General features: G+C 71.5%; 26 protein-coding genes and 1 pseudogene. 19 read left to right on the plus strand and 8 right to left on the minus strand.

The annotated features are described in order from the left end of the window. Window positions 1-103: 103 nt before the first annotated feature. A complete protein-coding gene (locus ACFQ87_RS08870; protein ID WP_380609919.1) occupies window positions 104-868 on the minus strand; it encodes a thioesterase II family protein in 765 nt (254 codons plus the stop codon). Between the two features lie 340 nt (window positions 869-1,208). On the opposite strand from ACFQ87_RS08870, the gene ACFQ87_RS08875 reads away from it, so the two are divergent. Then, window positions 1,209-1,517 (plus strand): hypothetical protein, encoded by a 309-nt coding sequence (locus ACFQ87_RS08875; protein ID WP_380609920.1) that lies wholly within the window; start codon window positions 1,209-1,211, stop codon window positions 1,515-1,517. Between the two features lie 84 nt (window positions 1,518-1,601). On the opposite strand, the gene ACFQ87_RS08880 is transcribed toward ACFQ87_RS08875, so the two are convergent. After that, window positions 1,602-2,621: a hypothetical protein gene (locus ACFQ87_RS08880; RefSeq protein ID WP_380609922.1), complete on the minus strand. Its 1,020-nt coding sequence runs from the start codon at window positions 2,619-2,621 to the stop codon at window positions 1,602-1,604. Between the two features lie 714 nt (window positions 2,622-3,335). On the opposite strand from ACFQ87_RS08880, the gene ACFQ87_RS08885 reads away from it, so the two are divergent. The 3 genes from ACFQ87_RS08885 to ACFQ87_RS08895 all read left to right on the plus strand — a co-directional run bounded on the left by ACFQ87_RS08885 (window position 3,336) and on the right by ACFQ87_RS08895 (window position 4,923). Beyond that, the gene (locus tag ACFQ87_RS08885; protein ID WP_380609924.1) at window positions 3,336-4,097 is read left to right on the plus strand and encodes a YcnI family protein; all 762 of its coding nucleotides are present in this window, start codon (window positions 3,336-3,338) and stop codon (window positions 4,095-4,097) included. A gap of 377 nt (window positions 4,098-4,474) precedes the next feature. Continuing rightward, window positions 4,475-4,639, plus strand: a complete 165-nt coding sequence (gene rpmG, locus ACFQ87_RS08890; protein ID WP_380609925.1) for a 50S ribosomal protein L33 — start codon at window positions 4,475-4,477, stop codon at window positions 4,637-4,639. Window positions 4,640-4,671: 32 nt separating this feature from the next. After that, a complete protein-coding gene (locus ACFQ87_RS08895; RefSeq protein WP_380609926.1) occupies window positions 4,672-4,923 on the plus strand; it encodes a type B 50S ribosomal protein L31 in 252 nt (83 codons plus the stop codon). A gap of 365 nt (window positions 4,924-5,288) precedes the next feature. Here the strand turns inward: ACFQ87_RS08895 and ACFQ87_RS08900 are convergent, their stop codons facing one another. Next, a complete protein-coding gene (locus tag ACFQ87_RS08900; protein ID WP_380609927.1) occupies window positions 5,289-6,284 on the minus strand; it encodes a GlxA family transcriptional regulator in 996 nt (331 codons plus the stop codon). 155 nt (window positions 6,285-6,439) lie between these two features. Here ACFQ87_RS08900 and ACFQ87_RS08905 point away from each other — a divergent pair, with 155 nt between their 5' ends. After that, complete coding sequence (locus ACFQ87_RS08905) at window positions 6,440-6,745, plus strand: putative quinol monooxygenase (protein ID WP_380609928.1); 306 nt, start codon at window positions 6,440-6,442, stop codon at window positions 6,743-6,745. A 357-nt stretch (window positions 6,746-7,102) separates the two neighbouring features. Continuing rightward, a complete protein-coding gene (locus tag ACFQ87_RS08910; protein ID WP_380609929.1) occupies window positions 7,103-7,495 on the plus strand; it encodes a nuclear transport factor 2 family protein in 393 nt (130 codons plus the stop codon). 111 nt (window positions 7,496-7,606) lie between these two features. Here ACFQ87_RS08910 and ACFQ87_RS08915 read toward each other — a convergent pair whose 3' ends face one another. Then, window positions 7,607-8,518 carry a LysR family transcriptional regulator gene (locus ACFQ87_RS08915; RefSeq protein WP_380609930.1) on the minus strand — a complete coding sequence of 304 codons (912 nt, stop codon included), beginning with the start codon at window positions 8,516-8,518 and terminating at the stop codon, window positions 7,607-7,609. Between the two features lie 108 nt (window positions 8,519-8,626). Here ACFQ87_RS08915 and ACFQ87_RS08920 point away from each other — a divergent pair, with 108 nt between their 5' ends. The 7 genes from ACFQ87_RS08920 to ACFQ87_RS08950 all read left to right on the plus strand — a co-directional run bounded on the left by ACFQ87_RS08920 (window position 8,627) and on the right by ACFQ87_RS08950 (window position 17,948). After that, window positions 8,627-9,670, plus strand: coding sequence for a zinc-dependent alcohol dehydrogenase family protein (locus ACFQ87_RS08920; protein WP_380609931.1), 1,044 nt, complete (start codon window positions 8,627-8,629; stop codon window positions 9,668-9,670). A gap of 153 nt (window positions 9,671-9,823) precedes the next feature. Further along, window positions 9,824-11,824 carry an ATP-binding protein gene (locus ACFQ87_RS08925; RefSeq protein ID WP_380609932.1) on the plus strand — a complete coding sequence of 667 codons (2,001 nt, stop codon included), beginning with the start codon at window positions 9,824-9,826 and terminating at the stop codon, window positions 11,822-11,824. 117 nt (window positions 11,825-11,941) lie between these two features. Then, window positions 11,942-13,429: an MFS transporter gene (locus ACFQ87_RS08930; RefSeq protein WP_380609933.1), complete on the plus strand. Its 1,488-nt coding sequence runs from the start codon at window positions 11,942-11,944 to the stop codon at window positions 13,427-13,429. Window positions 13,430-13,609: 180 nt separating this feature from the next. Then, entirely contained in the window at window positions 13,610-14,116 is a 507-nt protein-coding gene (locus ACFQ87_RS08935; RefSeq protein WP_380609934.1) for a nuclear transport factor 2 family protein, read from the plus strand. A 96-nt stretch (window positions 14,117-14,212) separates the two neighbouring features. Continuing rightward, on the plus strand, window positions 14,213-15,577 hold the full coding sequence (locus ACFQ87_RS08940; RefSeq protein ID WP_380609935.1) for a carotenoid oxygenase family protein: 1,365 nt from the start codon (window positions 14,213-14,215) through the stop codon (window positions 15,575-15,577). A gap of 58 nt (window positions 15,578-15,635) precedes the next feature. Continuing rightward, window positions 15,636-16,865 (plus strand): alpha/beta hydrolase family protein, encoded by a 1,230-nt coding sequence (locus tag ACFQ87_RS08945; RefSeq protein WP_380609936.1) that lies wholly within the window; start codon window positions 15,636-15,638, stop codon window positions 16,863-16,865. Window positions 16,866-17,204: 339 nt separating this feature from the next. Continuing rightward, on the plus strand, window positions 17,205-17,948 hold the full coding sequence (locus ACFQ87_RS08950; protein ID WP_380609937.1) for a type 1 glutamine amidotransferase: 744 nt from the start codon (window positions 17,205-17,207) through the stop codon (window positions 17,946-17,948). Window positions 17,949-18,585: 637 nt separating this feature from the next. Here the strand turns inward: ACFQ87_RS08950 and ACFQ87_RS08955 are convergent. Further along, complete coding sequence (locus tag ACFQ87_RS08955) at window positions 18,586-18,723, minus strand: hypothetical protein (RefSeq protein WP_380609938.1); 138 nt, start codon at window positions 18,721-18,723, stop codon at window positions 18,586-18,588. A gap of 94 nt (window positions 18,724-18,817) precedes the next feature. Between ACFQ87_RS08955 and ACFQ87_RS08960 the strand changes: the two genes are divergently transcribed. The 5 genes from ACFQ87_RS08960 to ACFQ87_RS08980 all read left to right on the plus strand — a co-directional run bounded on the left by ACFQ87_RS08960 (window position 18,818) and on the right by ACFQ87_RS08980 (window position 22,672). Then, window positions 18,818-19,135, plus strand: coding sequence for a rhodanese-like domain-containing protein (locus ACFQ87_RS08960; RefSeq protein ID WP_380609939.1), 318 nt, complete (start codon window positions 18,818-18,820; stop codon window positions 19,133-19,135). 152 nt (window positions 19,136-19,287) lie between these two features. Next, window positions 19,288-20,673, plus strand: a complete 1,386-nt coding sequence (locus tag ACFQ87_RS08965) for a rhodanese-like domain-containing protein (protein WP_380609940.1) — start codon at window positions 19,288-19,290, stop codon at window positions 20,671-20,673. 215 nt (window positions 20,674-20,888) lie between these two features. Continuing rightward, the gene (locus ACFQ87_RS08970) at window positions 20,889-21,473 is read left to right on the plus strand and encodes a rhodanese-like domain-containing protein (RefSeq protein ID WP_380609941.1); all 585 of its coding nucleotides are present in this window, start codon (window positions 20,889-20,891) and stop codon (window positions 21,471-21,473) included. Next, window positions 21,470-22,342, plus strand: coding sequence for a sulfite exporter TauE/SafE family protein (locus ACFQ87_RS08975; RefSeq protein WP_380609942.1), 873 nt, complete (start codon window positions 21,470-21,472; stop codon window positions 22,340-22,342). The genes ACFQ87_RS08970 and ACFQ87_RS08975 overlap by 4 nt, the downstream gene beginning before the upstream one ends. A gap of 63 nt (window positions 22,343-22,405) precedes the next feature. After that, a complete protein-coding gene (locus tag ACFQ87_RS08980; protein WP_380609943.1) occupies window positions 22,406-22,672 on the plus strand; it encodes a metal-sensitive transcriptional regulator in 267 nt (88 codons plus the stop codon). 94 nt (window positions 22,673-22,766) lie between these two features. On the opposite strand, the pseudogene ACFQ87_RS08985 reads toward ACFQ87_RS08980, so the two are convergent. Then, a pseudogene (locus ACFQ87_RS08985) lies at window positions 22,767-22,901 on the minus strand (nicotinamidase); the annotation flags it as partial. 10 nt (window positions 22,902-22,911) lie between these two features. Further along, window positions 22,912-23,532: a TetR/AcrR family transcriptional regulator C-terminal domain-containing protein gene (locus tag ACFQ87_RS08990; RefSeq protein WP_380609944.1), complete on the minus strand. Its 621-nt coding sequence runs from the start codon at window positions 23,530-23,532 to the stop codon at window positions 22,912-22,914. A 104-nt stretch (window positions 23,533-23,636) separates the two neighbouring features. On the opposite strand from ACFQ87_RS08990, the gene ACFQ87_RS08995 reads away from it, so the two are divergent. Continuing rightward, the gene (locus ACFQ87_RS08995; RefSeq protein WP_380609945.1) at window positions 23,637-25,109 is read left to right on the plus strand and encodes an FAD-dependent monooxygenase; all 1,473 of its coding nucleotides are present in this window, start codon (window positions 23,637-23,639) and stop codon (window positions 25,107-25,109) included. Between the two features lie 125 nt (window positions 25,110-25,234). Here the strand turns inward: ACFQ87_RS08995 and ACFQ87_RS09000 are convergent, their stop codons facing one another. Next, window positions 25,235-25,684 carry a MarR family winged helix-turn-helix transcriptional regulator gene (locus tag ACFQ87_RS09000; RefSeq protein ID WP_380609946.1) on the minus strand — a complete coding sequence of 150 codons (450 nt, stop codon included), beginning with the start codon at window positions 25,682-25,684 and terminating at the stop codon, window positions 25,235-25,237. Window positions 25,685-25,689: the final 5 nt, after the last annotated feature.

Here is a 25,689-nt window from a genome sequence, read left to right on the forward strand (position 1 = left end):
GGGGGGGGGGGGAGCGGGGGAAAAGGGGGGAGGGGGGGGGGGGGGGGGGGGGGGGGGGGGGGGGGCCCCCCCCCCCCCCCCCCACAGCCCTTCGCCGTACCGGTCAGGCCCCGGCGGCGAGCGCGTCCAGGTGCGCGGAGAGCACCTTCATGACCTCACCGGGTCGGCTACTCAGGTAGAAGTGCCCGCCCTGGAACACCTGGAGGTCGAACACCCCGGAGGTGTGCTCCTGCCAGGCGCGCGCCTCCTCGATCGAGGTCTTCGGGTCGTTGTCGCCGGTCAGTGCCGTGATCGGGCAGCGGAGCACGGAGCCGGGCTCGCTGCGGTAGGTCTCCACGGCCTTGTAGTCGCTGCGCAGCGCGGGCAACACCATGCGCACGATCTCCTCGGAGGCGAAGACCTGGGAGTCGGTGCCGCTCATCGCCCGTATCTCCGCCAGGATGCCCTCGTCGTCGCGCTCGTGCACGTCCTCGTCCCGGTAGCGGGAGGGTGCCCGGCGGCCCGAGGCGAACAGGTGTACCGGGCCCTCGCCGTCACGCTCGAGGCGCCGGGCCACCTCGAAGGCGATGACCGCCCCCATGCTGTGGCCGAAGAAGGTCAGCGGCCGGTCGGCCAACGTGCGCAGCACCGGGTGGAGTTCGTCGGCCAGTTGGTGAATGTCCTCGATGCACGGCTCCAGACGCCGGTCCTGGCGGCCGGGGTACTGCAGGGCGATCACGTCGGTACCGGGGCTCAGTTGGGCCGACACCGGGAAGTAGAAGCTCGCCGAGCCGCCCGCGTGCGGGAAGCAGACCAGCCGGCTGGGTGCCTGCGGAGCCGGGTGGAAGCTGCGGCACCACAGGTCGGTGTCTGGGGCAAGTCCGGTCATGGTGGTTCGATCCCGTTCTCAATGGCACTCCGCGATCGCGGTCGTGCGAGGCCTGCCAGGGTCTGTCGATCGGTCATGACCGCACGGGCTCCACCCGGGTCGCAGTCCGTCCCCCTGATGGCAGCCAGCATAGAGACTGCCCATGGATCTTGTCCGCGTGATCCGCACCGCATCGAAGGTGCGCGTCGCACCGGTCCCGTCGGCCGTCCGGCGGATCCGCGCAGGCTCCGAACCGCTCGCCGCTGCGCCGACACCAGGTCAGGAAGCTTGTACCGAAGAGTCCGTTTCCTCACACTTCCGGACAGCACCGGTCAGGAGCAGATCATCCGTCGTGCTTCCGGTGAGCACCGGCACCGTGTCCCCGGCCGAGCTGGCCAAAATCATGCGCGCCGTCGGCCACGACGCGCCCGCGCTGACCATCCGGCGCGTCCCCGGGGGGCATCGCAGCAAGGTTGCCGCCACCTGGTACACCGACCTCGCCCACAGCACCCTGATCGGCCCGACCGTCGCCGCCACCTTCCCGAACCATGACTACGCGCTGGTCCGCTACGACAGGCCCCATGGCCCACCCGTATGGTCGAGTAGACCGCGGACGCGAGCCGACGCGGACTGCCACCGACTGCCACGGACCGGGGACGAGGGCGCATGAGCTGCCCCGTCATGCGGTGCGCATGGCAGCCGAGGCCCTCAGTAACCACCCGAACGAGTCGGCCGCGCCGCCGGCCGCGCAGCGCTACCCGGCTGCGGCCGGGGCGTGCACCGCGTTCGACCACATAAGCTGGACGGGAACATCGCCACTCCCGTCCGCGAGTTTCACTGACCTGAAAATGGCCTCGGCGGGAACCAGCCCGCGATCGGCCTCGTTGATGGGAAGATCGCCGATCTCGCCCCGGCCGATGTCCGAGTACCAGCCGACCTTCGACCTGTCGTTGAACCGAACGGCGTCCTCCACGTCGGGATCTGTCCGCGCCTCGTTGAGTTCGTGGTAGAAGGTGGCGACGACGTTTTCCCAGGAGTTGTCGAATTGGACTATGCCGTTGGATCCTTCCGAAAAGACCCCGACCGCGTAGTAGGCCGTCACGGCCTGGCCGTTCTTGGTCACATGCACCGATCCGTGGTACCCGCCCAGTCCGTGCGTCGAGTCACCATCATCGTCGTCGATCTTTATCAGGGCGCGCTTGCGGCGGGCGTGCTCTTCTTCGGTGCCGGGCGGGGGCTCAAAGTCGGGCGAGAAGCCGTCCACGAGGATGACCCCGCGCGGCAGCATCATGTTGATGACGCACTGCCCGGGATCATTGTCGCCGAGCGCCCCGCTCAGGAACAACTGACTGGCGAGCTCCTCCGCCTGGTCCTTGAAGAACCGCGATCCCTCCGGGAGTTCCAGGTCCACCACGGCGCGCGGCAACGCCCTGGAGCTGATGCTGCCCGAGTAGTACTGGGCCATGACCGATTGCAACGTACTGTCCGACATCGCCGCCGCGAGCGCCTTGTCGATGTTGTCCATATCGCTATCGACCCAGGCTGCGGCACCGCCGACAAAGCGGTTGACGAAGACCAGGTCGGCGATCGTCTTTCCGTGATGATCCTTCAGATCCCATTGCGGAATCTCACGCAACCCGTCAGCCGTGACCGCAGCAGCCGCGGCCTCGCCGACAAGCGCAGTCCGCCTGCTCGCGAGCGCCTGAGCAAATCGCGAGTTGGGGCCCACCACAACGCCGCGCGGCCTGATCTCCCCGTTCTCGGAATAGATCATGGCAAATATCCCCTTATGTATTAGCTGGGGCAAATGAAACCACGAAGATATTGAGGGTCTGGGCGAATTCTATTTCTCGTGCGGACACCCGGGCACCCGGGCACCCGGGCACCCGCTACCCGGTGGAACGCGATGGCAAAAGAGCTGGAGCGCGGCGCCGCAGACACTAGCTCCGATTCCAGTCTACCGCTGACGTGTCGTAGGGCACCGCTATAACCGGCTCACTGGCGACTCACGGACGTGCGCCACTCCTCGCATTACCGCCGATCACAGCCCCGTCAGACCCTTATGCAGACGAACAATCCGTGTTCGCCGACCCGTCGGCTGCGTCCCCCTTGTACGCCGAGGTCCGTCTTGCCCTTTTGCAGGCCGCCGACCACGGCAGGAGATCCAGGTCCCCGGCTTCGGCGACGAACGGGTGCAGCCGCTTTCCTCCGTGCACCGTCAACTCGCCTTCGGGACGGTCACCTTGAGGAGATCGTCAGGTCGACCTGCCGAGCGACCCGAGTTCGGCCGGAGACCCGATCAACGTCTTGCTACGGCCCGCTCCGGTCCCGGCCCGTCAGCCCGCCGTGGCCGTCACCCGGTCGAGGGAACCGGTCTTGGCCTGCTCCAAGAGCTCCGCCTCCACGGGCAGCGGCGCCAGGTCACCCGCGCGCCCGCCGCCCGTGCGCACCGGCGTGCGCGCGCCTCCGACCTGGAGACCATAGAGCCATGAGCCTGTCCCTGAAGAAGCGTCTCGCCGCCGCCTGCGCGATGGGCGCCGCAACCGTACTCGTCGCTGCCGTGCCGGCGTCGGCGCACGTCATCGTGCAGCCGTCCAGCGTGCCGAAGAACGCGACCGACCAGACCTTCGCGTTCCGCGTGCCCAACGAGGACGACAAGAACAGCACGGTGAAGGTGGAGATCGACTTCCCCACCGACCACCCGATCCCGTCCGTCAAGGTCGCGCCGGTGCCGGGCTGGGCCGACACGATCCAGACCACCAAGCTCGCCACCCCGATCCACACCGACGACGGCGACATCACCGACGCCGTCTCCCAGGTCGTGTGGACCGGCGGCCAGATCACCCCCGATCACTTCCAGGACTTCACCATCGAGCTCGGCGCGTTGCCCGGCGGCACGGACAAGGTCGTCTTCAAGACCCTGCAGACCTACAGCAACGGCAAGATCGTGCGCTGGATCGAGGAGCCCCAGGACGGCCAGCCCGAGCCGAAGAACCCGGCCCCGGTCCTCAAGCTGACCGCCGCCACCGCCGCCACCGCCAGCGACCCCGATGGTCCCACCCCCAGCGCCGCGGCGAGCGCCAAGGCCGACCCGCCCGCAACGAGCACCGCCACCGCGAAGGCGAGTAGTGACGACTCCACCGCCCGCGCGCTGGGCATCGCCGGCATCGTGGTCGGTGTCCTCGGCGTGGTGACGGGCGTCGTGCTCGCCCGCCGGGGCCGTGGCACCGGCAGGGGCACCTCGGCGTGAGCGCCCCGGCGGGGGCCGTACACGGCCGGTGGCGCTTCGGACCCAGCCCTACGGGGGGCGTGTCGGTAGCGCCCGAAGCGGTCCGCGATCAGCAGGCGACCACCGGCTACCAGACGGTCGGGACTGCCCCGTCGTCGTCGACGACACCGCCCTCACCACCTCCTGACACCCCGGCACCCCCAAGGAGCCGCGGCGCCCCGCGCTGCGGCTCCTCCCTGCGCTCACAGCTTCAGCAGCCCCCGCTCATAGGCCTTGGCCAGACGGCGCGGCACCAGGTGCTCACGCCCCTCGATGGAGAGCCGCCCACAGCGGCGCTAGATGAAAATGGATTTCATTTGCTGTGTTGCTTTCCGCCCGACCGACCGGAGGAGGACCTCATGGCCCGTAACGAGTTGCGCCCGATCATCAAGCTCCGCTCCACCGCCGGCACCGGCTGCACGTACGTGACCCGCAAGAACCGCCGCAACGACCCGGACCGGCTGGTCCTGCGCAAGTACGACCCCGCCGCCCGGCAGCACGTCGACTTCCGCGAAGAACGCTGATCCCCACTCGCCCCCAGAGGAGGAACCACCCCGTGCAGCCCGGAATCCACCCCGAGTACCGCCCCGTCGTCTTCCGTGACAAGGCCGGCGGCCTCGCCTTCCTCACCCGCTCCACCGCCACCGGCACCCAGACCGTCGAATGGGAGGACGGCCGCACCTACCCCGTCATCGGCGTCGAGATCTCCTCCGCCGGCCACCCCTTCTACACCGGCAGGTCCCGCGTCCTCGACACCGCCGGGCGCGTCGAACGCTTCCAGCGCCGCTACGGCACCGCCCGACGCTGACCAGCCACCCAGCCCACCGCCCGATGGGGCGCGCGCCGGTTTCCGGGGTGATCGTGGCCGAGGGGTCCGTCGCCGTGATCCGGGGGATGCGGGGTGCCGGTCGTCAGGTGGTGTGCCTGGTGACGAAGCCGGCGATGGCGTCCTGCATCTGCTGCAGGCCCGGCTCTTCCAGGGGGTAGTGGCCCGCCTCGTCGAGCAGGACGGTGTCGACGGGGACCTGGTGATGCGGGAGAGGAACGGCGTGCTCAGGTGCAACGGGGTCCAGCGGTCCTCGGCGGGCCCGGCACCGCCACCGGCAAGATCATCCTGACCGGCTGGGCGGTCGACGCGAAGGCTCGACCTGCCGCAGACTCCGTCCGGGATGCCTAGGACGGTGGCGGGTACTCCGCGGGGGCATCGGCACCGCCGTGGCGCAGCGTCTCGAGGGATGAGCCGCGTCGGCGCCGCACGAGCTCCCGCAGGGTGCTGACGTTGCGGTAGCCGACCCGGCCGGCGATGGCCTCGGCGCTGAGCGTGGTGGTCCGCAGCAGGAAGGTCGCCTCGTCGAGTCGGATGTCCTGGATGAACTCCAGGGGCGATCTGCCGAGGACGGTCTGCGCGGTGCGCTGCAGGGTGCGCTGGCTCACGCCGAGGGTGCGGGCGGCCTCGGCCAGCGGGGGCGGGTCGGCCAGGTGAGCGCGGGCCCACCGTTCGAAGGCGGCCATCAGCGGGTCCGCCTGGGCCAGTTGGGTGGGGAGGGCGAAGGCGGCCTGCGAGGGCCGGTCGCCGATCAGCAGGTACCGGGCGACGAGGTCGGCGAGGGCGGGGCTGCGCCGCTGCACCACCCACAGCGCGAGGTCGATGTGGGCGAAGGCCGCGCCCGCGGTGGTGACCGGGCCGTCCTGGATCAGCGTCCGCGAGTCCTCCACCGCTACACCGGGGTAGCGTGCGCGGAAGGCGGGGCCCAGCCACCAACTCGTCGTCGCACGCCGCCGTTCGAGCGTGCCCGACTCGGCCAGGAAGAACGTTCCGCTGCACGCGGCGGCCAGCGGGGTGCCGGAGGTGGCGCAGGCCACGGCGAGGTCGAGCAGCCACGCGTTGGCGGGCTCGCGGACCGCCGCGACCACCTGGTCGGGAGCCTTGAAGCCCACCGCCGGCATCAGCAACAGGTCCGTCCCGTGAGGGAGTTCCCCGACCGGAACGGTCGCCAGACTCAGCCCGTTCCCGGTGCGGACCTGCGGCCCCGCGCCGATCACGGTGACCGAGAACGGCGGTGCGCCACCGTCCCTCGTGCTCAGCGAGTTCGCCGCGCCGAGCACGTCCATGATCGCCGAGAGCCCCGAGTCGAAGACGCCGTCGACTGCCGCCATCACAATCCGCATGGCGCAAACGGTACTGGAAACGTCGTTTCCGCCGCTCGTGGCGGATCGATCACGACCCTAACGTCTTTCCCAGGCCGGACGTCCGCTCCCGGCCCCGCCGGGAAGCCTCCGACGGCATCGCGGCTCAACCACCGACCCACCATGGAGATCCCGTCATGACACTGAAGCTCGGAGTCCTCGCGCTGCTGACCGCCAAGCCGGGCAAGGAGGCGGAGCTGGCCGCCTTCCTGGACGCCGGCCGCGCCGTCGTCGAGGACGAACCCGGCACCCGGGTCTGGTACGCGTTCCAGGTCGACGGCGCGACCTTCGGCATCTTCGACGCCTTCGCCGACGAGGACGCGCGCCAGGCCCACCTCACCGGCCGCATCCCCGCCGCGCTCGCCGAGGTCGGCCCGGAACTGCTCGCCACCGCCCCCGACATCCGCCTGGTCGACGTCCTCGCGACCAAGAACCCCTCCTGACGCGACGACGTCGAAGAAGCGCCGATCTCCAGCGCTCACACCCGAGGTGGAGATCGGCGCACCCGGCCGGCCGCAGTGTTCGGAAGGGCATCCGCCGGAACCGACGAAGAGGCGAAGAGGTGGACTCCCGTGTCAGCCGTCCGAAGCGAACGGGCCGTCCTCGACGAACCGCCGCAGCCGGCGGGCGAAGGACTGCACCTCGGCCGGCGTCCAGGAGGCGGGCGAATGCAGTCGTCACACCCCCACAATAGCGTGCGCTACGCACGCATCAGCTGCTAGAGTCACCACCGGCCTCGATGCGTGCGCAGCGCACGCATCTGCTTCCCTTCACCACGCCCTGTTCTCCTGGAGGAACCCATGCCCCACACGAACATCGCCGCCGCGCTCACCGATCTGCTCCTCACTCCGGGCCTCGACCTGGACGAGGCCGCGGACCGCCACTTCGCCCCCGACTACCGTCAGCGCACCGACGGCGACTGGGCCGACCGACAGGACTTCCTCGCCCACATCGCCCACCTGCGCACGATCGTGGCCACCGGATCGGTCCAGGTGCACGACGAGCTCGTGGACGGGAATCGCTACGCCGACCGGCACACGGTGGCCGTCACCAAGGCCGACGGGTCCGCCGTCCGGATGGAGGTCTACCTCTTCGGCGAGTTCGCCCCCGACGGACGGTTCCGCCGGATCGAGGAGACGACCCTCCTGCTCGACGGCGCCGAGGGCGACCGGAACCTCGGCAGCGCCCGATGAGCATCCATCACCGGCACATGTGACGAAGGCGCGAGCTCCCCGACGCCGGTCCGGGCACGCGTCTCGGATGCCGGCGTCGGCCGGAGCCGCCGTGGCGTCGGCGACCACCACTCACGCCGATCCCTGCAGGAGCGTGCGTAGCGCGTCGAGGCAGGCGGCGATCGCGGGTTCGTGTGCCGTGTCGTGGCGAACGGCGATCTCGATCGTGCGGGCGAGGGTGCCGTCAGTCACCGGTCGCGCGATCAGCGCGGGCGGTAGGCGCGTGGCGGCCATGCGGGGGATCAGGGCGGTGTGGCCCACGCTTTCGGCGAGAGCGATCATGGCGGAGAAGTCGGTGCAGATGTTCCTCACCCGGGGAGTGAACCCGGCTGACCGGCAAGCCTGGAGGACGGCGTCTCCGCACGCGGTCTGCGCCGGGGCGGTGGTCCACAGTGTGTCCGCGAGTTCCCGCAGGGCGACAGGAGGCCCGGCCGCCAGGGCTGCGGGGTGGTCGCGGGGCAGGACGGCGACCAGAGGGTCGGTTCGCAGCGTCCAGGTTTCCACGCCCGCGGGTGGGGGTGTGGCCAGGTTGTCGTACCGGTAGACGAGGGCGAGGTCGACACGGCGCTGGAGCAGCAGTCGTACGGCAGCCTCGGGCTCGGCCTCGGTGACGTGGAGCTGCACATCCGGACAGGCGCCTTCCAGAGCCTTCCCGAGAGGTGCGGCCACCGGTGCGAGGGCACTGGGGAAACAGGCGAAACGGAGGGGGCCTGCGGGGCTTTCGGCCTCGGTGTGCAGGCGGATCCGGGCACGCTCGAGAGCTGCGAGCACGTGCTCGGTATCCCTGTTCAGCCGACGCCCCGAGGCCGTGAGGTGGATGGAACGGCCGGTGCGCTCCAGCAGGCGGGTTCCGGTCTCCTCTTCCAGCAACCGCAGCTGCTGCGAGACGGCAGAGGGCGTGACGCCGTGGAGGTCGGCCACGGCGGTCACCGTGCCGTGCACCTCCAGATCACGGAGCAGAACGAGTCGTCGCACATCGAGCATCAGTCCATCTTAAAGATGAGTTGTAGGAGATGTAGCTGGACACGGGGGCGCGTGCACGACGACCCTGACTGCTTCAGCCCAGGCCCCGAGCAGTGCCAGGAGAGTTCCGTGCGTGCCACCGTGATCCACGGCCCCAACGACATCCGGATCGAGGAGGTGCCCGACCCCGTCGTCCGACACCCCACCGACGCGGTCGTGCGGGTGGTGAACGCCTGCATCTGCGGCAGCGACCTGTGGGCGTACCGCGGTGTGGCCCCCCGGACGGCGGGCCAGCGGATCGGCCACGAGTTCCTCGGCATCGTCGAGGCGGTCGGCCCCGAGGTGCGGGACTTCCGCCCGGGCGACTTCGTGGTCGCCCCGTTCGTCTGGTCCGACGGCAGCTGCGAGTTCTGCCGCGAGGGCCTGCACACCTCCTGCCCGCAGGGCGGCTTCTGGGGCGAGGTCGGCTCCGACGGCGGCCAGGGCGAGGCGGTGCGGGTGCCGTTCGCCGACGGCACCCTGGTGCAGCTGCCCAAGGAGACCGCCGGCGAGGAGAAGCTGCTGCCCGGTCTGCTCGCGCTCTCCGACGTGATGAGCACCGGCCACCACGCGGCCGTGACGGCCGGCGTGCGACCGGGCGCCACCGTCGCGGTGGTGGGCGATGGCGCGGTCGGTCTGTGCGGCGTGCTCGCCGCCCGGCGGCTCGGCGCGGGCCGGATCATCGCGCTGGGCCGGCACGAGGCGCGCACCGCCATCGCCCGCGCCTTCGGCGCCACCGACGTGGTCGCCGAGCGCGGCGACGCCGCCGTCGAGGCGGTCAAGGAGCTGACCGGCGGTCTGGGCGCGCACGCGGTGCTGGAGGCCGTCGGCACCGAGGAGTCGATGCGGACGGCGATCTCGATCGCCCGCGACGGCGGCGCGGTCGGCTACGTGGGCGTGCCGCACGGCGGCAGCGCCGGCATCGACATCGGCCGGATGTTCGACCGGAACGTGTCGCTGCGCGGCGGTGTCGCCCCGGCCCGCGCCTACATCCCCGAGCTGCTGCCGGACGTCCTCTCCGGCACGATCGACCCCGGCCTGGTCTTCGACCGCACCGTCGACCTCGACGGCGTCCCGGACGGCTACCAGGCGATGGACAACCGCACCGCGCTGAAGGTCCGCGTCGCCTTCTGACATTCCGCCACGCCCACGGCGCCCCGGGACTCATCAGGTGACACGAGTCGCCGACACTCCCGACGCCTTTGTAGGATCCCTGACGGATCGGCGGCTCCGGGGCGGCGGAATCCGGTGCCGGTACTAGGGGGAACGGGAGCCGTCATGGTGTCCGTGGGCGAGAGACTGAGCACTGCGCGCGTCCGGGCCTTCATCGGCCGGGACGAGCAACTCGAGCGCTTCGGGGAGTCTTTGACCGGCGATCCGCAGGCGCCCTTCGCCTTCTACGTGTTCGGGCCGGGCGGCATCGGCAAGTCGACACTGCTGCGTCATCTGGCGGACCACGCCCGTGCGGCGGGCCGACCGCTCGTCGAACTCGACGGCCGCTTCGTCAGCCGGGACCCAGCCGATTTCGAGCGCGCGGCTGGTCCTTTCCTGACCGTTCCCGGCACGGTGTTGTTCGTGGACTCCTTCGAGCACTGCCAGTGGCTGGAGAGCTGGCTGTGGCACCACTTCCTGCCCCGCGCCGCGGACGGCACCCTGGTCGTCCTGGCCGGCCGGCTCGCCCCGCAGCCGCAGTGGGCCGCCGACCCCGCTTGGTCCGAGCTCCTGCACGTGACCGAACTGGAACCGTTCTCCGAGGAGCAGGCCCGCAGCCTGCTGGTCGCGGCACGGATCCGGCCCGAGCTGCGGGAGCGGGTGCTCCGCTTCGCCGGAGGCAACCCGCTGGCCCTGTCCCTCGCGGCAGCCGCAGGATCGGCAGGCTGCAGCAGGGAGGAGATATGGGCCCCCTCGGCGGACGTGCTACGAACCCTGCTGACCGGGTTGATCGGAGAGGTGCCCACGGCCGCCCACCGCCGCGGCCTGGAGGTGGCCGCACAGGCTTACTCGACGTCCGAGGAACTCCTGGCCGCGGTGCTGCCCGAGGAGGACGCCCATCTTCTCTTCTCCTGGCTGAGGGACCTCCCCTTCATGGAGTCCACGCGGCAGGGGCTCCACCCCCACGACGCCGCACGCGAGACGCTGGCCGCCGACCTGCGCTGGCGAGCACCCAACGCCTTCGCGACGATGCGCCAGCGCCTGGCGGACGAATACCTGCGCATACTGCGTGAGGCACCCGAGGAGCGGGTGTGGACCGTCACCGACGAGCTCTTCTACCTCTTCCGGGAAGGGAAGACCCTGGCGCGACTGCGCACCTGGTCCCGCGAGGACGAGGTGCACGACCGCCCCCTGCACCCGGAGGACGTCGACGTCGTGCTGCGCATGGCGGAGGAAACCGAGGGAACCGCCTCCTCGGAACTGGTCCGCTACTGGGCGCAGCGCCAGCCGGAGGCCTTCAGCGTCTACCGCCTCGTGAACACGGGCCGCATCGTGGCGTTCACCGCCCGGCTCGCCCTGCCGGCCCCTCCCGACCCCGAGGACCTGGCCACCGATCCCGTCGTCGCCGCGGCGTGGGCGCACACCGACGCCACCGTGCCGGTGCGCCCCGGCGAGCACATCGGAATAAGCCGCTTCTCGGTCTACCCGGAGCGCTACCAGGTCCCCTCCCGCGTCATCGACCTGAGCAGTTCCCGGGCCCAGGCGGAGTCCGCCCGTGCCCGCGGCCGCGCCTACGGCTTCGCCGTCTGGCGGGACGCCGAGACATGGGCCGAGCGCGTCAAGGGGACCCTCGTCGACACCGGTGCGCGACCGCGAGTCGGCGAGCACACCTACGGACTGTTCGGCGTCGACTGGCGCCAGGTACCCGTGGACGCCTGGCTCCAGCGCTTCATATCGGACGCCGACGTACCTGTCCGGTCGGGACCGTCGCCCGTCTCGCGCACCGCATTCGACCAGGCCGTGCGCGAAGCGCTGACGCACTGGCGCGACGCGGGCGCCTTCGCCGCCTGCGCCCTGATGCGCACCCGTCTCGCGGCCGACTTCAGCGATCCCGTCGAGGAGTTGCGCGCTCTGCTGCGCCAGGCCGTCGACGACCTCGCCCACGACCCGCGCGGAGTACGGGCCCGCGAGGCCCTGACGGCGGGCTACCTCTCCGGTGCGCCGACACAGGAAGCCGCCGCCCGCCGCATCGGTCTTCCGTTCGGCACCTACCGGCGCCACCTGCGCCAGGGCCTGGACCTGCTGTGCGAGGCCCTGTGGCAGCGGGAACTGCACGACCCCCCGGAGACTCCGTAGCCGCCGACCCCTCCGCCCGTTCGGCAGGACCCGGTGGACAGGTGCGGACAGGAGTGGACAGTCACCGCTCCTGCCGGGCCTGGATAGTGGACACCGCCCCGCACGAGGCTGTGCGCCATGAACCTCCACCGCACACAGTCGGGGCGGCTGCCGCCCGCCCCTCGGCCGGCAGCCGCGCTCACGGTGCTCGCCGCAGCCCAGTTCACCGTCATGCTCGCCACCTCGATCGTGAACGTCGCGCTGCCGCAGATCCGCGCCGGGGTCGGCCTGTCGGACGGCGGCACCACGTGGGTGGTCAACGCCTACGGCCTCGCGTTCGGAGCACTGCTCCTGGCGGGCGGACGGGCGGCCGACCTGCTCGGTCGCCGCCGGGTGCTGATCGCCGGCCTCGTACTGTTCGCGGCTGCCTCGATGGCAGCGGGACTGGCCGCCGCACCGAATGCGCTGATCGCGGCCCGAGTGGTTCAGGGCCTGGGCGCCGCCGCCATCGCCCCGGCTGCGCTCGCCCTGGCCATGGACCTGTACCCGCCCGGCCCCGGGCGCGGCAGAGTACTGGGGGTGTGGGGCGCGGTCTCCGGCGCGGGAGGAGCGGGCGGTGTCCTGCTGGGCGGCGGGCTCACCCAGGCGTGGGGCTGGCCGTGGATCTTCCACTCCGTCGCGCTCGGGGCGGTGCTGGTCCTGGCCGCGGTGGCGGCCCTCGTCCCGCGGACGGTCAGCCGTGCGGCCGGGCGGTTCGACCTGCTGGGCACCGCCACCGTCACCCTCGCCCTGACCTGCCTGGTGTGGGGGCTGACCACCGCACGCGGCGCCGGCTGGACGGACGGCCGGGTGCTGGGCGCCCTCGGCGCCGCCGCCACGCTGCTCGCGGCCTTCGCCGTCATCGAGCTCCGTCGGCCGAACGCGCTGATACCGCCGCGGTTGTTCACCACCGGCCGGGTGACAGCGGGAAACCTGCTGATGGCCTTGCTGGGGTCCGTGTGGATCGCCCTGTTCTTCTTCCTGCCGCTCTACCAGCAACAGGTCCTGGGATCCAGCCCGCTGGCCACCGGAGCGGGCCAACTCCCGCTCGCCGCGGCCAACATGCTCGGATCCACTCTCGCCCCGCGCATCTCCCGGCGGGCCGGCGCCACCGCGACCGTGACCGCGGCCCTGCTCACCGAGGCCGCGGGCCTGCTGTGGCTGTCACGGATCAGCGCTGACGGGAGCTACCTCGCCGACGTCCTCGGTCCGAGCGTCCTGGTCGGCCTCGGCCTGGGCATCGCCTTCGTCCAGCTCACCGCACTCGCCGTGGACGGCCTCCCGCCCCAGGACGCGGGTCTGGCCGGCGGACTGGTAAACACCACCCGCCAGGTCGGCGGTGCGATCGGCCTCGCCGCCCTGGCCACCCTCGCCGGCTCCGTCACCGCCCGCTCGTCCACGCACGAGCCGCACCTGGCGGCCCTCACCGCCGGCTACCGGGCCGCCTTCACGGTCTCGGCCGCCGTCCTGGCCGCGACGGCCCTCCTCGCGGTGCTCCTCATCCGGTGCACCAGCCCGCGGACCGCAACCGCAACCGCAACCGGCACGGCACTGGCTCCAGCACCAGCACCAGCACAGCCGTCCTGACTCCCTGATGTGCACCGTCCCGGACGTCGGCCGCCGGCCACGGACGATCCGAGCGCCCCCGACCTCAGCCGACGACCCGCTGTGAGCACCGCCCAGCCGGCCGCGTGCGAACCCGTGCCCGCGGATCCGCGACCCGACACGCCACCACCCGACACACCCACCACCCGAAGGAGCATCACCGTGAGGTCCGGCTCACCCCGTGTCACGACCGTGCTGATCGGTGCCGCAGCCGCCTGCGCCGCGCTCGGCACCACCGCCTCCGCCGCGCAGCCCGCCGAACAGCGTCTGCCGAAGGTCGTCACCGACTGGGCGTGCGCCTGGAACGGCACCGAACCCCAGGCGCTCGGCGGCCTGTTCGCCGCCGACGGCACCTACACCGACCGTGCCGTGGATGTCACCTTCCACGGCCGAGAGGAGATCGCCGGGTGGAAGGCCCGCGCCGACGGCCTCATCGACGACGTCCACGTCACCGTCCGAGCCGCGTACCGCGACGGCAACCACATCACCGTCGAATCCGTGTACTCCGGCCGCCTCAAGGGCGCGCCCGAGCCCTTCGCCGTGCCGATGGCCACTCTCCTCGAACTGAACACCCGTCGCCAGATCACCTCCGACCAGGACTACTACAGCCTCACCGCCGTCCTCGCCCAGTCCGGCCTGCCCGCCGACTGGACCCCGCCCACCCACTGATCGGCAACCGAGACCGCACCGTCGCGGTACGCGCCTGCCATCCGACGCAGGACGCCCCCCGGCAACTCCCCCGACAGACCGAAAGAGGTTTCTGCCATGACCGTCGAAAAGCCCTACCTGACCGGCCACTACACCCCCGTCGCCGACGAGATCACCGCCACCGAACTGACCGTCGAGGGCGACCTGCCCCCGGAGCTGACGGGCCGCCTGCTCCGCAACGGCCACAACCCCAAGCCCGGCGTCACCCCGACCCACTGGTTCAAGGGCAGCGGCATGGTCCACGGCATCCGGCTGCGCGAGGGCCGCGCCGAGTGGTACCGCAACCGCTGGGTGCACACGCCCGCCCTCGACGGCGCCCCCTACATGACCGAGCACGGCCCCGACCTGGCCGCCAGCACCGCCGGCACCCACGTCATCGAGCACGCCGGACGCCTCCTCGCGCTGTGCGAGGCGAACCTCCCGTTCGAGCTCACCCGGGACCTGGACACCGTCGGCGCCTACGACTTCGACGGCAAGCTGCGCACGGCGATGACCGCGCACCCCAAGGAGGACCCGGTGACGGGAGAGCTCCACTTCTTCGGATCCTCGCCGTTCCCGCCCTACCTGATGTACTACGTCGCCGATGCGAAGGGCCGGATCGTCGACAGCATCGAGGTCCCCGGGGCGACCGCCTCGCTCAAGCACGACTTCGCCATCACCCGCCACCACGTGGTCTTCATCGAGGGCAACGTCACCTTCGACCCCGCCGACCACTCCGGCATCCCGTACGGCTGGAGCGACACCCAGCCCGCCCGCATCGGTGTCATGCCGCGCGGAAAGGACGGTGCGCGGAGCGTCCGCTGGTTCTCCATCGAACCGGGCAACGTGCTGCACGTCGCCAACGCCTACGAGGACGGCCAGGGCCGCATCGTCCTGGAGGGCCCCACCGTGGATGACGAGGGATTCCGGCTCTCCTGGAACTGGTGGATCGGCGCACCCGAGCGCGGCACCGAGCCCGTCACCCGCTCCTACACCCGCCGATGGGTGGTCGACACGGTGGCCGGCAGTGTCGACGAGCAGATCATCGACGACCTGCCGGTGGAGTTCCCGACCCTCAACGAGGAGTACCTGGGCGTCGAGAACCGCTACCAGTACGCCGTCGCCTTCCCCGACGAGAAGGGCTTCGGCGGCTACGGTCTGGTCAAGTACGACCGCACGACCGGTGCCCGCCGCATCCACCAGATCGGCGACGCCCGCATGCCCAGCGAAGCCGTCTTCGTCCCCGCCGCCGGAGCCACCCGCGAGGACGACGGCTACCTCCTCACCGTCGTCTCCGACCTCAAGCAGGACGCCTCGCAGCTCCTCGTCCTCGACGCCTCCGGCCTCGACCGGATCGCCACCGTCCACCTGCCCCACCGGGTCAGCTCCGGACTCCACGGCTCCTGGATCCCCGACACCGCCCTCGACGGGGCCGACGACTGAACACCACCACCCACCAGGGGCCCCTCACCCCGAACATCCCTTATTCCGAGGAGTACTGATGAAGCCTCTGCTGTTCCCGAACGACGCCCAGTTCTGGTACGAGACCCTGCGGTCGTTCGGCCACATCGCCTACGGCGGAGCCGACTTCGGCGAGGTCGTCTCGACGAGCGCGCGCATCGTGGAGGGTGACTACGACAGCTGGCACGACGAGTGGCTGGCCACCGCCGACCGGGTGGCCGGCGAGGCCCGGCGGGCCCTGGCGGCGGGCCACCCGGTCAGCGCCCGGGACGGGTTCCTGCGGGCGTCGAACTACTACCGGTCGGCGGAGTTCTTCCTCCACGGCAACCCGTGCGACCCCCGCCACGACCACGCCTACGACCGCAGCGTGGAGTGCTTCCACGCTGCGGCGGCCCTGTTCACCCCGCGGATCGAGCCGGTCCGCATCCCCTACGAGGGCGGCACTCTGCCCGGCTACCTCTACCGGGCCGACACCTCCGCGACGCCCCGGCCCACCGTGATCATGCACAACGGCTTCGACGGCACGGCGGAGGAGATGCACTACTTCGGAGCCATGGCGGGCGTGGAGCGCGGCTACACCGTCCTCGTCTTCGACGGACCAGGGCAGCCCGGACCGCTCCACCACGACGGACTGGTCTTCCGTCCCGACTGGGAGAACGTCGTGGGCCCCGTCCTCGACTTCGCGCTGACCCTGCCGGAGGTCGACGGCGACCGCGTCGCGCTGCTCGGCAACAGCATGGGCGGACTGCTCGCCCCGAGGGCAGCGGCGTTCGAACACCGGCTGGCCGCCGTGATCGCCCTCGACGGCGTCTACGACCTCGGCGCGGCGGTCACCAACATCGTGCCCGGCGACCGGGTCGACGTCGAACGGCGGCTGCGCGCGGCCTCGGATCCCGAACTCGACACCCAGCTCGACCACTTGATGGCCACCAACCCGGTCATGCGCTGGGCGTTGAACCACGGCATGTACGTGATGGGAGCCGACACCCCCCGCGCCTTCGGCGCCGCGTATCTCGACCACCACCTCCGCGACGGCATCGCCGAGAAGATCGAGTGCCCCGCCCTGATCTGTGAGGCCGCCGAGGACCTGTTCTTCGCCGGGCAGGCCCGACAGCTCTACGACCACCTCACCTGCCCCAAGACCCTGATCGAGTTCACCGCGGAGGAAGGCGCCGACGCGCACTGCCAGGCGGGAGCTCAGCGACTCGCCCTCGCCCGGATCTTCGACTGGCTGGACGACACGCTGCAGCACCGGCCCGCGGTCAGGTAGGAGCGCCACGCGCGCCATGGGTGATGGTGCGCCGTGCCCGCGCCGGTGGCTGACGGCGCGGGCACGGCGCACCCGTTTCCGGTGCCGGCCGCCGTCGGCCGGCACCGCCTGCCCCGCCGCACCCACGACCCGACAACCACCCCACCGCCCCCGCTCCTCTCCCGGATCCACTCCAGCAACGAGAGCGTCGACCCCGGTGAGATCGAGCGAATGGCGCCGGCCGAGGCGATGTTCCTGCAGGCATACGCCGAAGGAAGCCGAATCGTCGCTTCCACTAGGCTGAGGCACGATGAGGACGCCAGCCCGGCGGCGGCCGCGGAGAGGGCAAGGAACCCGCAAGTGAATGACAGCAAGCTGCGCGTGGTCTGGGTCTATCCGGACCTGCTGAGCACTTACGGCGATCGCGGCAACGTCCTGGTCCTGCAGCGGCGTGCACGGCAGCGCGGGCTCGAGGTGGAGCGGATCGACGTCCGTTCCAGCGAGGCCATCCCCTCCACCGGGGACGTCTATCTGCTCGGCGGCGGCGAGGACCGCCCGCAGCGGCTCGCCGCCGAACGGCTCTGCGCTGACAGCGGCCTGAGGCGCGCACACGAGAACCGCGCGATCATCCTCGGCATCTGCGCCGGCTACCAGATCCTGGGCCAGCAGTTCGTCAACGACCTCGGCCAGGTCCAGGCCGGCCTCGGCATCCTGGACGTGACCTCCACCGGCGGGCGCACCCGCTCGGTCGGCGAGATCGTGGCCGAGCCCACCCCCGAGCTCGGGCTGCCGACCCTCACCGGGTTCGAGAACCACATGGGGGTGACGCAGGTGGGCCGGACGGCGAAGCCGCTGGCGAGTCTGCGGCTCGGTCACGGCAACGGGGTCGGCGACGGGACTGAGGGGGCGTGGCAGGACAACATCTTCGGCACCTACCTGCACGGGCCGGTGCTCGCCCGCAACCCTCGCTTCGCCGACTTGATCATCCGGCTGGCACTGGACAGCGGCGAGCTGCCCGGCCTGGACGACCAGTGGTACGAGCAGCTGCGCCAGGAACGGCTTGCCGAGGCCGAACAGCGGGCCTCCTCGGCAAGGCCCGCCTGACCGCTGGTCGCGATGCGGTAGCCGAGTTCGGCACGGCTCGTGCCGCCGAGCCGCTCCGAGGTGACGCGAATCCGCTCGGCGACGGTGCGGCGGCCGAGCGCGATCTTGCGAGCGATCCCGTCCTCGGCGAATCCGGTCACCCGCATGCGCATGATGCCGAGTTCCAGGTCGGTGGCCACCGTGTCCGTGGACCGCGCCGACTCGTCGCCGAAGGCGCCGGCGCGCTTCCACATCTGCTCGAAGTTGCCCTTGCCGAAGCGGATAACCGCCGGCTGGCGGATCTCCAGGGCGCCATGCTCACGCTGTTCACTGAGCGGAATGAAGGCGACGGACTCGTCGCAGATGATGAACCGGTCGACGAGCTCGTCGATGGTTCTCACCTCCCCGCCGGCGGCGACCACGTCGCGCATGTAGTGGCGGGTGGGGGCGTGCCTGCGCACTACGTGCTCGGTGCGCATCGCGGTCCGGTCGTGCATGCGGCCCGGGCGGTCCGCACCCGACCCCAGCAGACGGCCCCGGCCGTCGCTGATGGTGGTGGACCACCACCAACAAGCGGCGACCAGTGCATATCCCGACCGAGCACCGCCCATCACAACACCCCGGGCTGGTCAACGGTCGTAGCAACACCCCAGATCAGCTACCGCCGAGACGGAGCTACGCCCCTGCTCTCGGTGCGTCCGTAGCCGACGGTCCAGAGCTGGCCGTCCTGGGCGGCCGCGATCCTGCCGAGGACGCAGTCGTTGGTGGCCAGGTAGGGGACCGAACTGCTCGCCACTTCACCTGGATACCCCCCTAGGTATTTGACGTCGACAGCGCCGGGGAGTTACATTCGAAACCAAGATACCTAGGGGGGTATATGAAGGAATGAGATGACCCCCGAGATCGACCTCGACACCTTCGCTTCGACCTGGGCCGATGGCGGCCTCGTCCTGGATGTGCGCGAGCCGGAGGAGTACCAGGCGGGGCACGTGCCCGGTGCGCCGCCCGTCCCGCTCGCGAAGCTGCCCGCCTGGGCCGACGCCCCGGCGGACCGGCCGGTGTACGTGATCTGCGCGAGCGGCAACCGCAGCCTGGTCGCCGCCGACTGGATGTACGCCCGCGGCGTCGACGCCCGCGCGGTCGCCGGCGGCACCCGCGTCCGGGCCTGCGCCGGACACCCCCTCGTCACCGGCCCGCATCCGCACTGACCCGCTACCGCGCCACCCGGCGCACCTTCATTCCTCCGTTCACCTGAAGCCGCGGCCCGTCGCCGACCGCACGCAGCCCCACCCTGCCCGTTTTTATACCCCACCGGGTATATCAAGCCCGGTGTGAACCCTCAATCAGGAGGTTGATCCCCGTGTTCTTCGCCCAGTACTACCTCGACTGCCTCTCCCAGGCCTCGTACATGATCGCCGACGAGTCCACCGGCAAGGCGGTGGTCGTCGACCCGCGCCGGGACATCTCCGAGTACCTGGCCGACGCCCAGGCACGCGGCTTCACCGTCGAGGCGGTCATCAACACCCACTTCCACGCCGACTTCGTCGCCGGCCACCTGGAGATGGCCGCCCGCACCGGCGCGTGGATCGGCTACGGGCAGCGGGCCGAGACCGAGTACGCGATCCGCCACCTCGCCGACGGCGAGCGGATCAGCCTCGGCGAGGTGACCCTGCAGATCATGGAGACCCCCGGCCACACCCCGGAGTCGATCAGCGTCCTGGTCTTTGAGCGCGCCGCCGACGAGGTCCCCTACGGCGTGCTGACCGGAGACGCGCTGTTCATCGGCGACGTCGGCCGCCCCGACCTGCTCGCCTCGGCCGGCGTCACCGCCGAGGAACTCGGCCGGATGCTCCACCACAGCGTCCAGCACAAGTTGATGGGCCTGCCCGACGAGGTGCGCGTCTTCCCCGCCCACGGCGCCGGCTCGGCCTGCGGCAAGAACCTCTCCACCGAGAAGCAGTCCACCATCGGCGCCCAGCGCGCCACCAACTACGCCTGCCAGCCGATGAGCGAGGACGACTTCGTCGCCATCGTCACCGCCGGACAGTCCGCCGCCCCCGGCTACTTCGCCTACGACGCCACCCTCAACCGCCGGCAGCGCGACCTGTTCGACCCCGCCGCCGCACCCCGGCCGCTGCCCCTGGAGGACTTCCGCGCCGCACACGCTGCTGGAGCGGTCGTGGTGGACACCCGCAGCCCGCAGGAGTTCGGTACCGGCCACCTGCGCGGCGCGATCAACATCCCCGCCGACGGCCGCTTCGCCGAGCAGGCCGGCACCGTCCTGACCCCCGACAGCCGCATCCTGGTCATCGCACCCCAGAACCGCGAGGAGGAGATCACCACCCGCCTCGCCCGCATCGGCTTCGACCACGTGACCGGCTACCTGCCGGGCCCCGACGACGCCCTCGCCGCCATGCCCGACCAGGTCACCCCGGCCAGCCGCCTGACCGCCGAGCAACTGCGCACCGCCCTCGCCGGCGACCAGCCCCCGGTGGTCCTGGACGTCCGCAACTGCTCCGAACGCGCCGACGGCCACATCGACGGCTCACTCCACATCGCGCTCGGCGAACTGCCCCACCGCCTGGACGAGATCCCCACCGACCGCCCCCTGGTCCTGCACTGCGCCGGCGGCCACCGCTCCTCCATCGCCGCCAGCCTGCTGCGCCACCACGGCTTCGAGGACGTCTCCGACATCCTCGGCGGCTACGGCGCCTGGGCCCTGCTCGCCGAACCCACCACCGCCTGACCGACCCCCCAGACGCCGGGATCCGGCGCGGAGGCCGACCGTCATCAGCCCTCCGCGCCGGCCCCGGCCCCAAAGCCACATCCCAGCCCCCGAACCAACGGTGTCCGACGCGAGACCACCCCCACCGCCCCGCCGGACACCCGCGCCCAGCCACACCCCGACAAATACCCGGGTGGGTATTTAGCCCGCCTGGTAGAACCGGCAACGGAGACTCCATGACCACCCCCACCCGCACCCCCGCCGGCATCGACACCGCCGCTCTGAGGGACCTCACCAAGGACAGCAGCGGCCCGCGCCTGCTGGACGTGCGCACCCCCGGCGAGTTCCACACCGTCCACATCCCCGGCGCCTACAACGTGCCCCTGGACACCCTGCGCGAGCACCGCGCCGAGCTGCTCCACCACCTCGACGAGGACACCGTCCTGATCTGCCGCTCCGGCGCCCGCGCCGCCCAGGCCGAGCAGGCCCTCTCGGATGCCGGACTGCCCAACCTGCGCGTCCTGCAGGGCGGCATGGTTGCCTGGGAGACGGCCGGGGGCCCGGTGACCCGCGGGGCGGCCCGCTGGGAACTGGAACGCCAGGTGAGGCTGATCGCCGGTTCGATCGTGCTCGTCTCCGGACTGGCCGGCCTCGCGATACCCGGCCTGCACCTGATCGGCACCGCCGTCGGGGCCGGCCTCACCTTCGCCGCCGTCACCAACACCTGTGCGATGGGCATGATGCTCGCCAAGCTCCCCTACAACCGCGGCCCGCGCACCGACATCAACTCGGTGATCGCCGCCCTGAGGAGCCGGCCGTGATCACCCTCGCCATCGCGGCCTCGCTCCTGATCGGGATCCTCCTCGGGATCCTGGGTGGCGGCGGATCCATGCTCACCGTCCCGATCCTGGTCTACCTGGCCGGCCAGGACACCGAGCAGGCCATCACCACCTCCCTGTTCGTCGTCGGCGTCACCAGCATCGCCGGCCTGATCTCCCACGCCCGCGCGGGCCGGGTGCGCTGGCGCACCGGAACCCTGTTCGGCCTCGCGGGCATGGCCGGCGCCTACGCCGGCGGACGAGCGGCCGCCTACATCCCCGACACCGTCCTGCTCGTCGCATTCGCGCTGATGATGCTCGCCACCGCGGCCGCGATGCTCCGCCGCCCAGCCAAGGCCGCGAAGCGGCCACAGGGCGAACTCCCCCTCCCCCGCCTGCTCCTGCAGGGCCTCGTCGTGGGCGCGGTCACCGGCATCCTCGGCGCCGGCGGCGGCTTCCTCATCGTCCCCGCACTGGCTCTGCTGGCCGGCCTGCCCATGGGCATCGCCATCGGCACCTCACTGCTGGTCATCGCCATGAACTCCTTCGCCGGACTGGCCGGACACATCTCCGGCGCCCACCTCGACTGGAACCTGGCCCTCGCCGTCACCGCCGCCGCCGTCCTCGGCAGCCTCATCGGCGGCCGCTACGCCGGACGCATCCCCCAGCACACCCTGCGCACCGGCTTCGGCTGGTTCGTCATCGCCATGGGCCTCTTCGTCCTCAGCCGCCAGACCGGCCCGGCCGTCCTGGCCGCCGCCCCCGCGATCGCGGCCTGGTCGCTGCTCCAGCGCAGACGCGCACGCCGTACCGAAGACCCATCCGCAGCAGGGGCGGTGGCATCCACCCCGGAACCTGCCACCCGCCACTGACTGCCACAGATACCCGCTGGGGTATCCTGGAGGGCGTAGTCGGCACGAGCCAGGAGGAAACCGGTGAAGGTGGAAGAAGAAGCGACGAGCGCGGTCCTCAACCGGCTGCGCCGCGCCCAGGGGCAGCTCGCCGGCGTCATCGCCATGATCGAAGCCGGCCGCGACTGCAAGGACGTCGTCACCCAACTCGCCGCCGTCTCCCGGGCCCTCGACCGGGCCGGCTTCAAGATCGTGGCCAGCGGCATGCGCCAGTGCCTGGCCACCGCGGACGGCGACACGCCGCCGATGTCCGAGGCCGAGCTGGAGAAGCTCTTCCTCGCCCTCGCCTGACCGAACCCGAGCGGCCCGACGGCACCACCTTCGCCGACGGGCCGCTCGCGCGATGTTCGGCCACCCGAACACGTAGGAACCGCGGAACATCCGAGTCCGGGCGGTCGGAGAAGTGGCCGCCCGGATCGATGTGGTGGTCGCGGGTGGCGACGATGTGCGTGTAGCCGTCGCCGGCCGGGCGTCGGATGAGGTCGGCGATGGCGCGGGCCCGATCGGCGCCGCCCTTCACCGGAACTTCTTCACGACCGCCGACCGACTGGCCCCTCGGCCCGGGGAAGGCCGGCGATGATCAGGTCGAGGGCGAATTCGAAGCGCTGGTCGAAGTCGTCAGGACCGACGTACGGCAGGACCGCGGCCAGGGCCGGGTAGGTGTCGGCCGGGACCTGGTCCGGGAGGAGGACCGGTGCGGTCTCCTGGGCGGCCTGCTGTTCCTGGGTGAGGCCCAGGGTCAGGTAGAAGATCGACCAGTGGGTCCACGCGGCCGTGCGCGGCGAGTGGCCTGCCGCCAGCAGGGTGGCGATCACGGTGTCGGCGTAGCGCAGCGTGCGGGGCTCGGCGGCGAAGACGCCCGCGACCATTCTGGCGGCGTCACGGCGGGAGAGCAGCGCCGCGCGGCAGCGGCGGCTCAGTTCCTTGAGCCGGTCGGGGAACGCCTCGGGCAGCGGCTCGTCGAGACAGTGCGCGAGGAGTTCGTCGGAGGCCAGTTCGAGCAGGCGGCCCTTGCTGGAGGCGTGCCAGCGGACGGTGTTGTGCTGCACCCCGAGCCGGGCCGCGACGGCGCGCATGGTCACCCCGTCCAGCCCGTGTTCGTCGAGGACTGTCAGCGTGGCGGCGACGATCTCGCCCCGTGTCGTACCCATCCGATGCGCCTTCCCGTCGGCTTCCACACCCCTGTTGTCCAATGGACAATTCTAGGGCATGCTCACTCTTGTCCAACGGACAAGAGTGAGAGGAAGTGGTTGTCATGCTCGACGTGCTCATCGCCGGGGCCGGGCCGGTGGGGCTCTGGCTCGCCGCGGAGTTGCGCCTGTACGGGGTGGAGGTGACCGTCGTGGAACGCCGGGCGACACCGGACGGACGCTCGCGCGCGGTCGGCATGCAGGCCGGCACGCTGGACACCTTCGCCACCCGCGGACTCGCGGAGCGGTTCATCGAACGCGGCACCCCGGTGCCGACCGGCCACTTCGGCGCGGCGACCACCCGGCTGGACTTCTCCACAGTCGGGGCGGTGCACCCGTTCATGCTGGCACTCGGTCAGTCCGTCACCGAACGGCTCCTGGAGGAGCACGCGGTCGCCGTGGGCGCCCGGGTGCTGCGCGGGGAGGAGGTCGTCTCGCTCACCCGGGGGCCGGACGCCGTCGAGGTGGTGATCCGGGCCGGCGGCACCCACCGGACCGTGCGGGCCCGCTGGGTGGTGGGCTGCGACGGCACCCGCAGCGCGGTGCGCCAGGCGGCCGGCATCGACTTCCCCGGTCAGGACACCACGCTGACCGGGTGGCTCGCCGACGTCGAACTCGACGATCCGCCCACCGCGCCGCTCGCCGCCACCGGGCCGGCCGGTTCGTTCCTGGCGGCCCCGATCGGCGACGGCGTCCACCGGCTGGCGGGCCTCTCCACGGCCACCATGCACCACGGCACCGGCGAACCGCTGACCCTGGAGGAGGTGCGCGAGCAGACCCGCAAACTACTGGGACGGGACCTGGGCATCCGCAACCCCCGCTGGCTGTCGCGCTACGGCAACGCCACCCGCCAGGCCGCGCGGTACCGGGCCGGACGGGTGCTGGTGGCCGGGGACGCGGCACACATGTTCTTCCCGGCCGGCGGGCAGGGCATGAACCTCGGCATCCAGGACGCCACCAACCTGGGCTGGAAGCTGGCAGCCACCCTCCAGGGCCGGGCACCCGACGCACTTCTCGACAGCTACGACACGGAGCGCCGGCCGGCCGCCCGCGCCGTCATCGACAACACCCGCGCGCAACTCGCCCTGTTCGCCGCGGCGAGCCCGGAGCAGATCGCGCTGCGCGAGGTCTGGTCCGCCGCACTGGCCGAACCGGAGACCAACCGCCAGTGGGCGCGCCGGATCGCCGGCTTCGACGACCCGCTCCCCACCGACACCGCACCCGGCGCGCACCCGCTGAACGGCACCCGACTGGCCGGCCTCGCTCTGGACACGCCCGACGCACCCACCGCCCACCCGCTGATGCACCACGGCCGGCCGCTGCTGCTGGACCTCGGCGGGACGCGGACGCCGTGCCCCACGGACGGCCTGGAACAGCGAGCAGCTTCCGTCAACGCCGAAACAACGGATCCGATCTGGCGGGACGTCACCGCCGTCCTCATCCGGCCGGACGCCCGGATCGCCTGGGCCAGCACCGACACCGACCCGCAGCGCCGGGCCGCGGACTGCCTCACCGCCCTGCGCACCCTGCGCCGCTGAGTACGCTCGGCGATCCCACCCTCCGGACCCGCTCGGCGCCCCAGGCGTCGAGCCGTTGGTCTACGCGCGCGTGAGGTTCGGAAGCAGGCACTCACCGGCCGGCGACACGGATCCGCGTGCCGGCGTCACGATTCCGCGAAGGGGCCGGTGGTGACGAAGCGGTGGAGCTGGCGGGCGAAGGCCCGCGCCTCGTCGGGTGGCCAGGAGGCGAGGGACGCCTCGATGTACGTGGCGAGGCGCTGCCGGGTGGTTTCGACCGCCCACCGTCCGGCTTCGGTCAGAGCGAGCAGGGTGGCGCGGCGGTCGTGGGGGTCGGGTTCGCGGCGCAGCAGGCCGGCTTCCTCCAGTCGGGTGGCGCGGCGGGTGACGCCGGAGCGGTCCAGGCCGATCTCACCGGCGAGGTCGGCGGCGCTGCGCGGGCCGGTGCGGGCGAGGCCGCTGAGGACGGGGTACGTGGTCTCGTCCAGGCCCTCGCCCAGGTCGTCTGTCAGGCGTCGGTACAGCCGTGCTCGGGTGTCGCGCTTGAGCAGCGTTCCCAGGGCGTCGGCGATCTCGTGTCCCACATCGTTCGGCATGACTC

Source organism: Kitasatospora sp. NPDC056531 (assembly GCF_042794375.1).
GTDB lineage: Bacteria > Actinomycetota > Actinomycetes > Streptomycetales > Streptomycetaceae > Kitasatospora.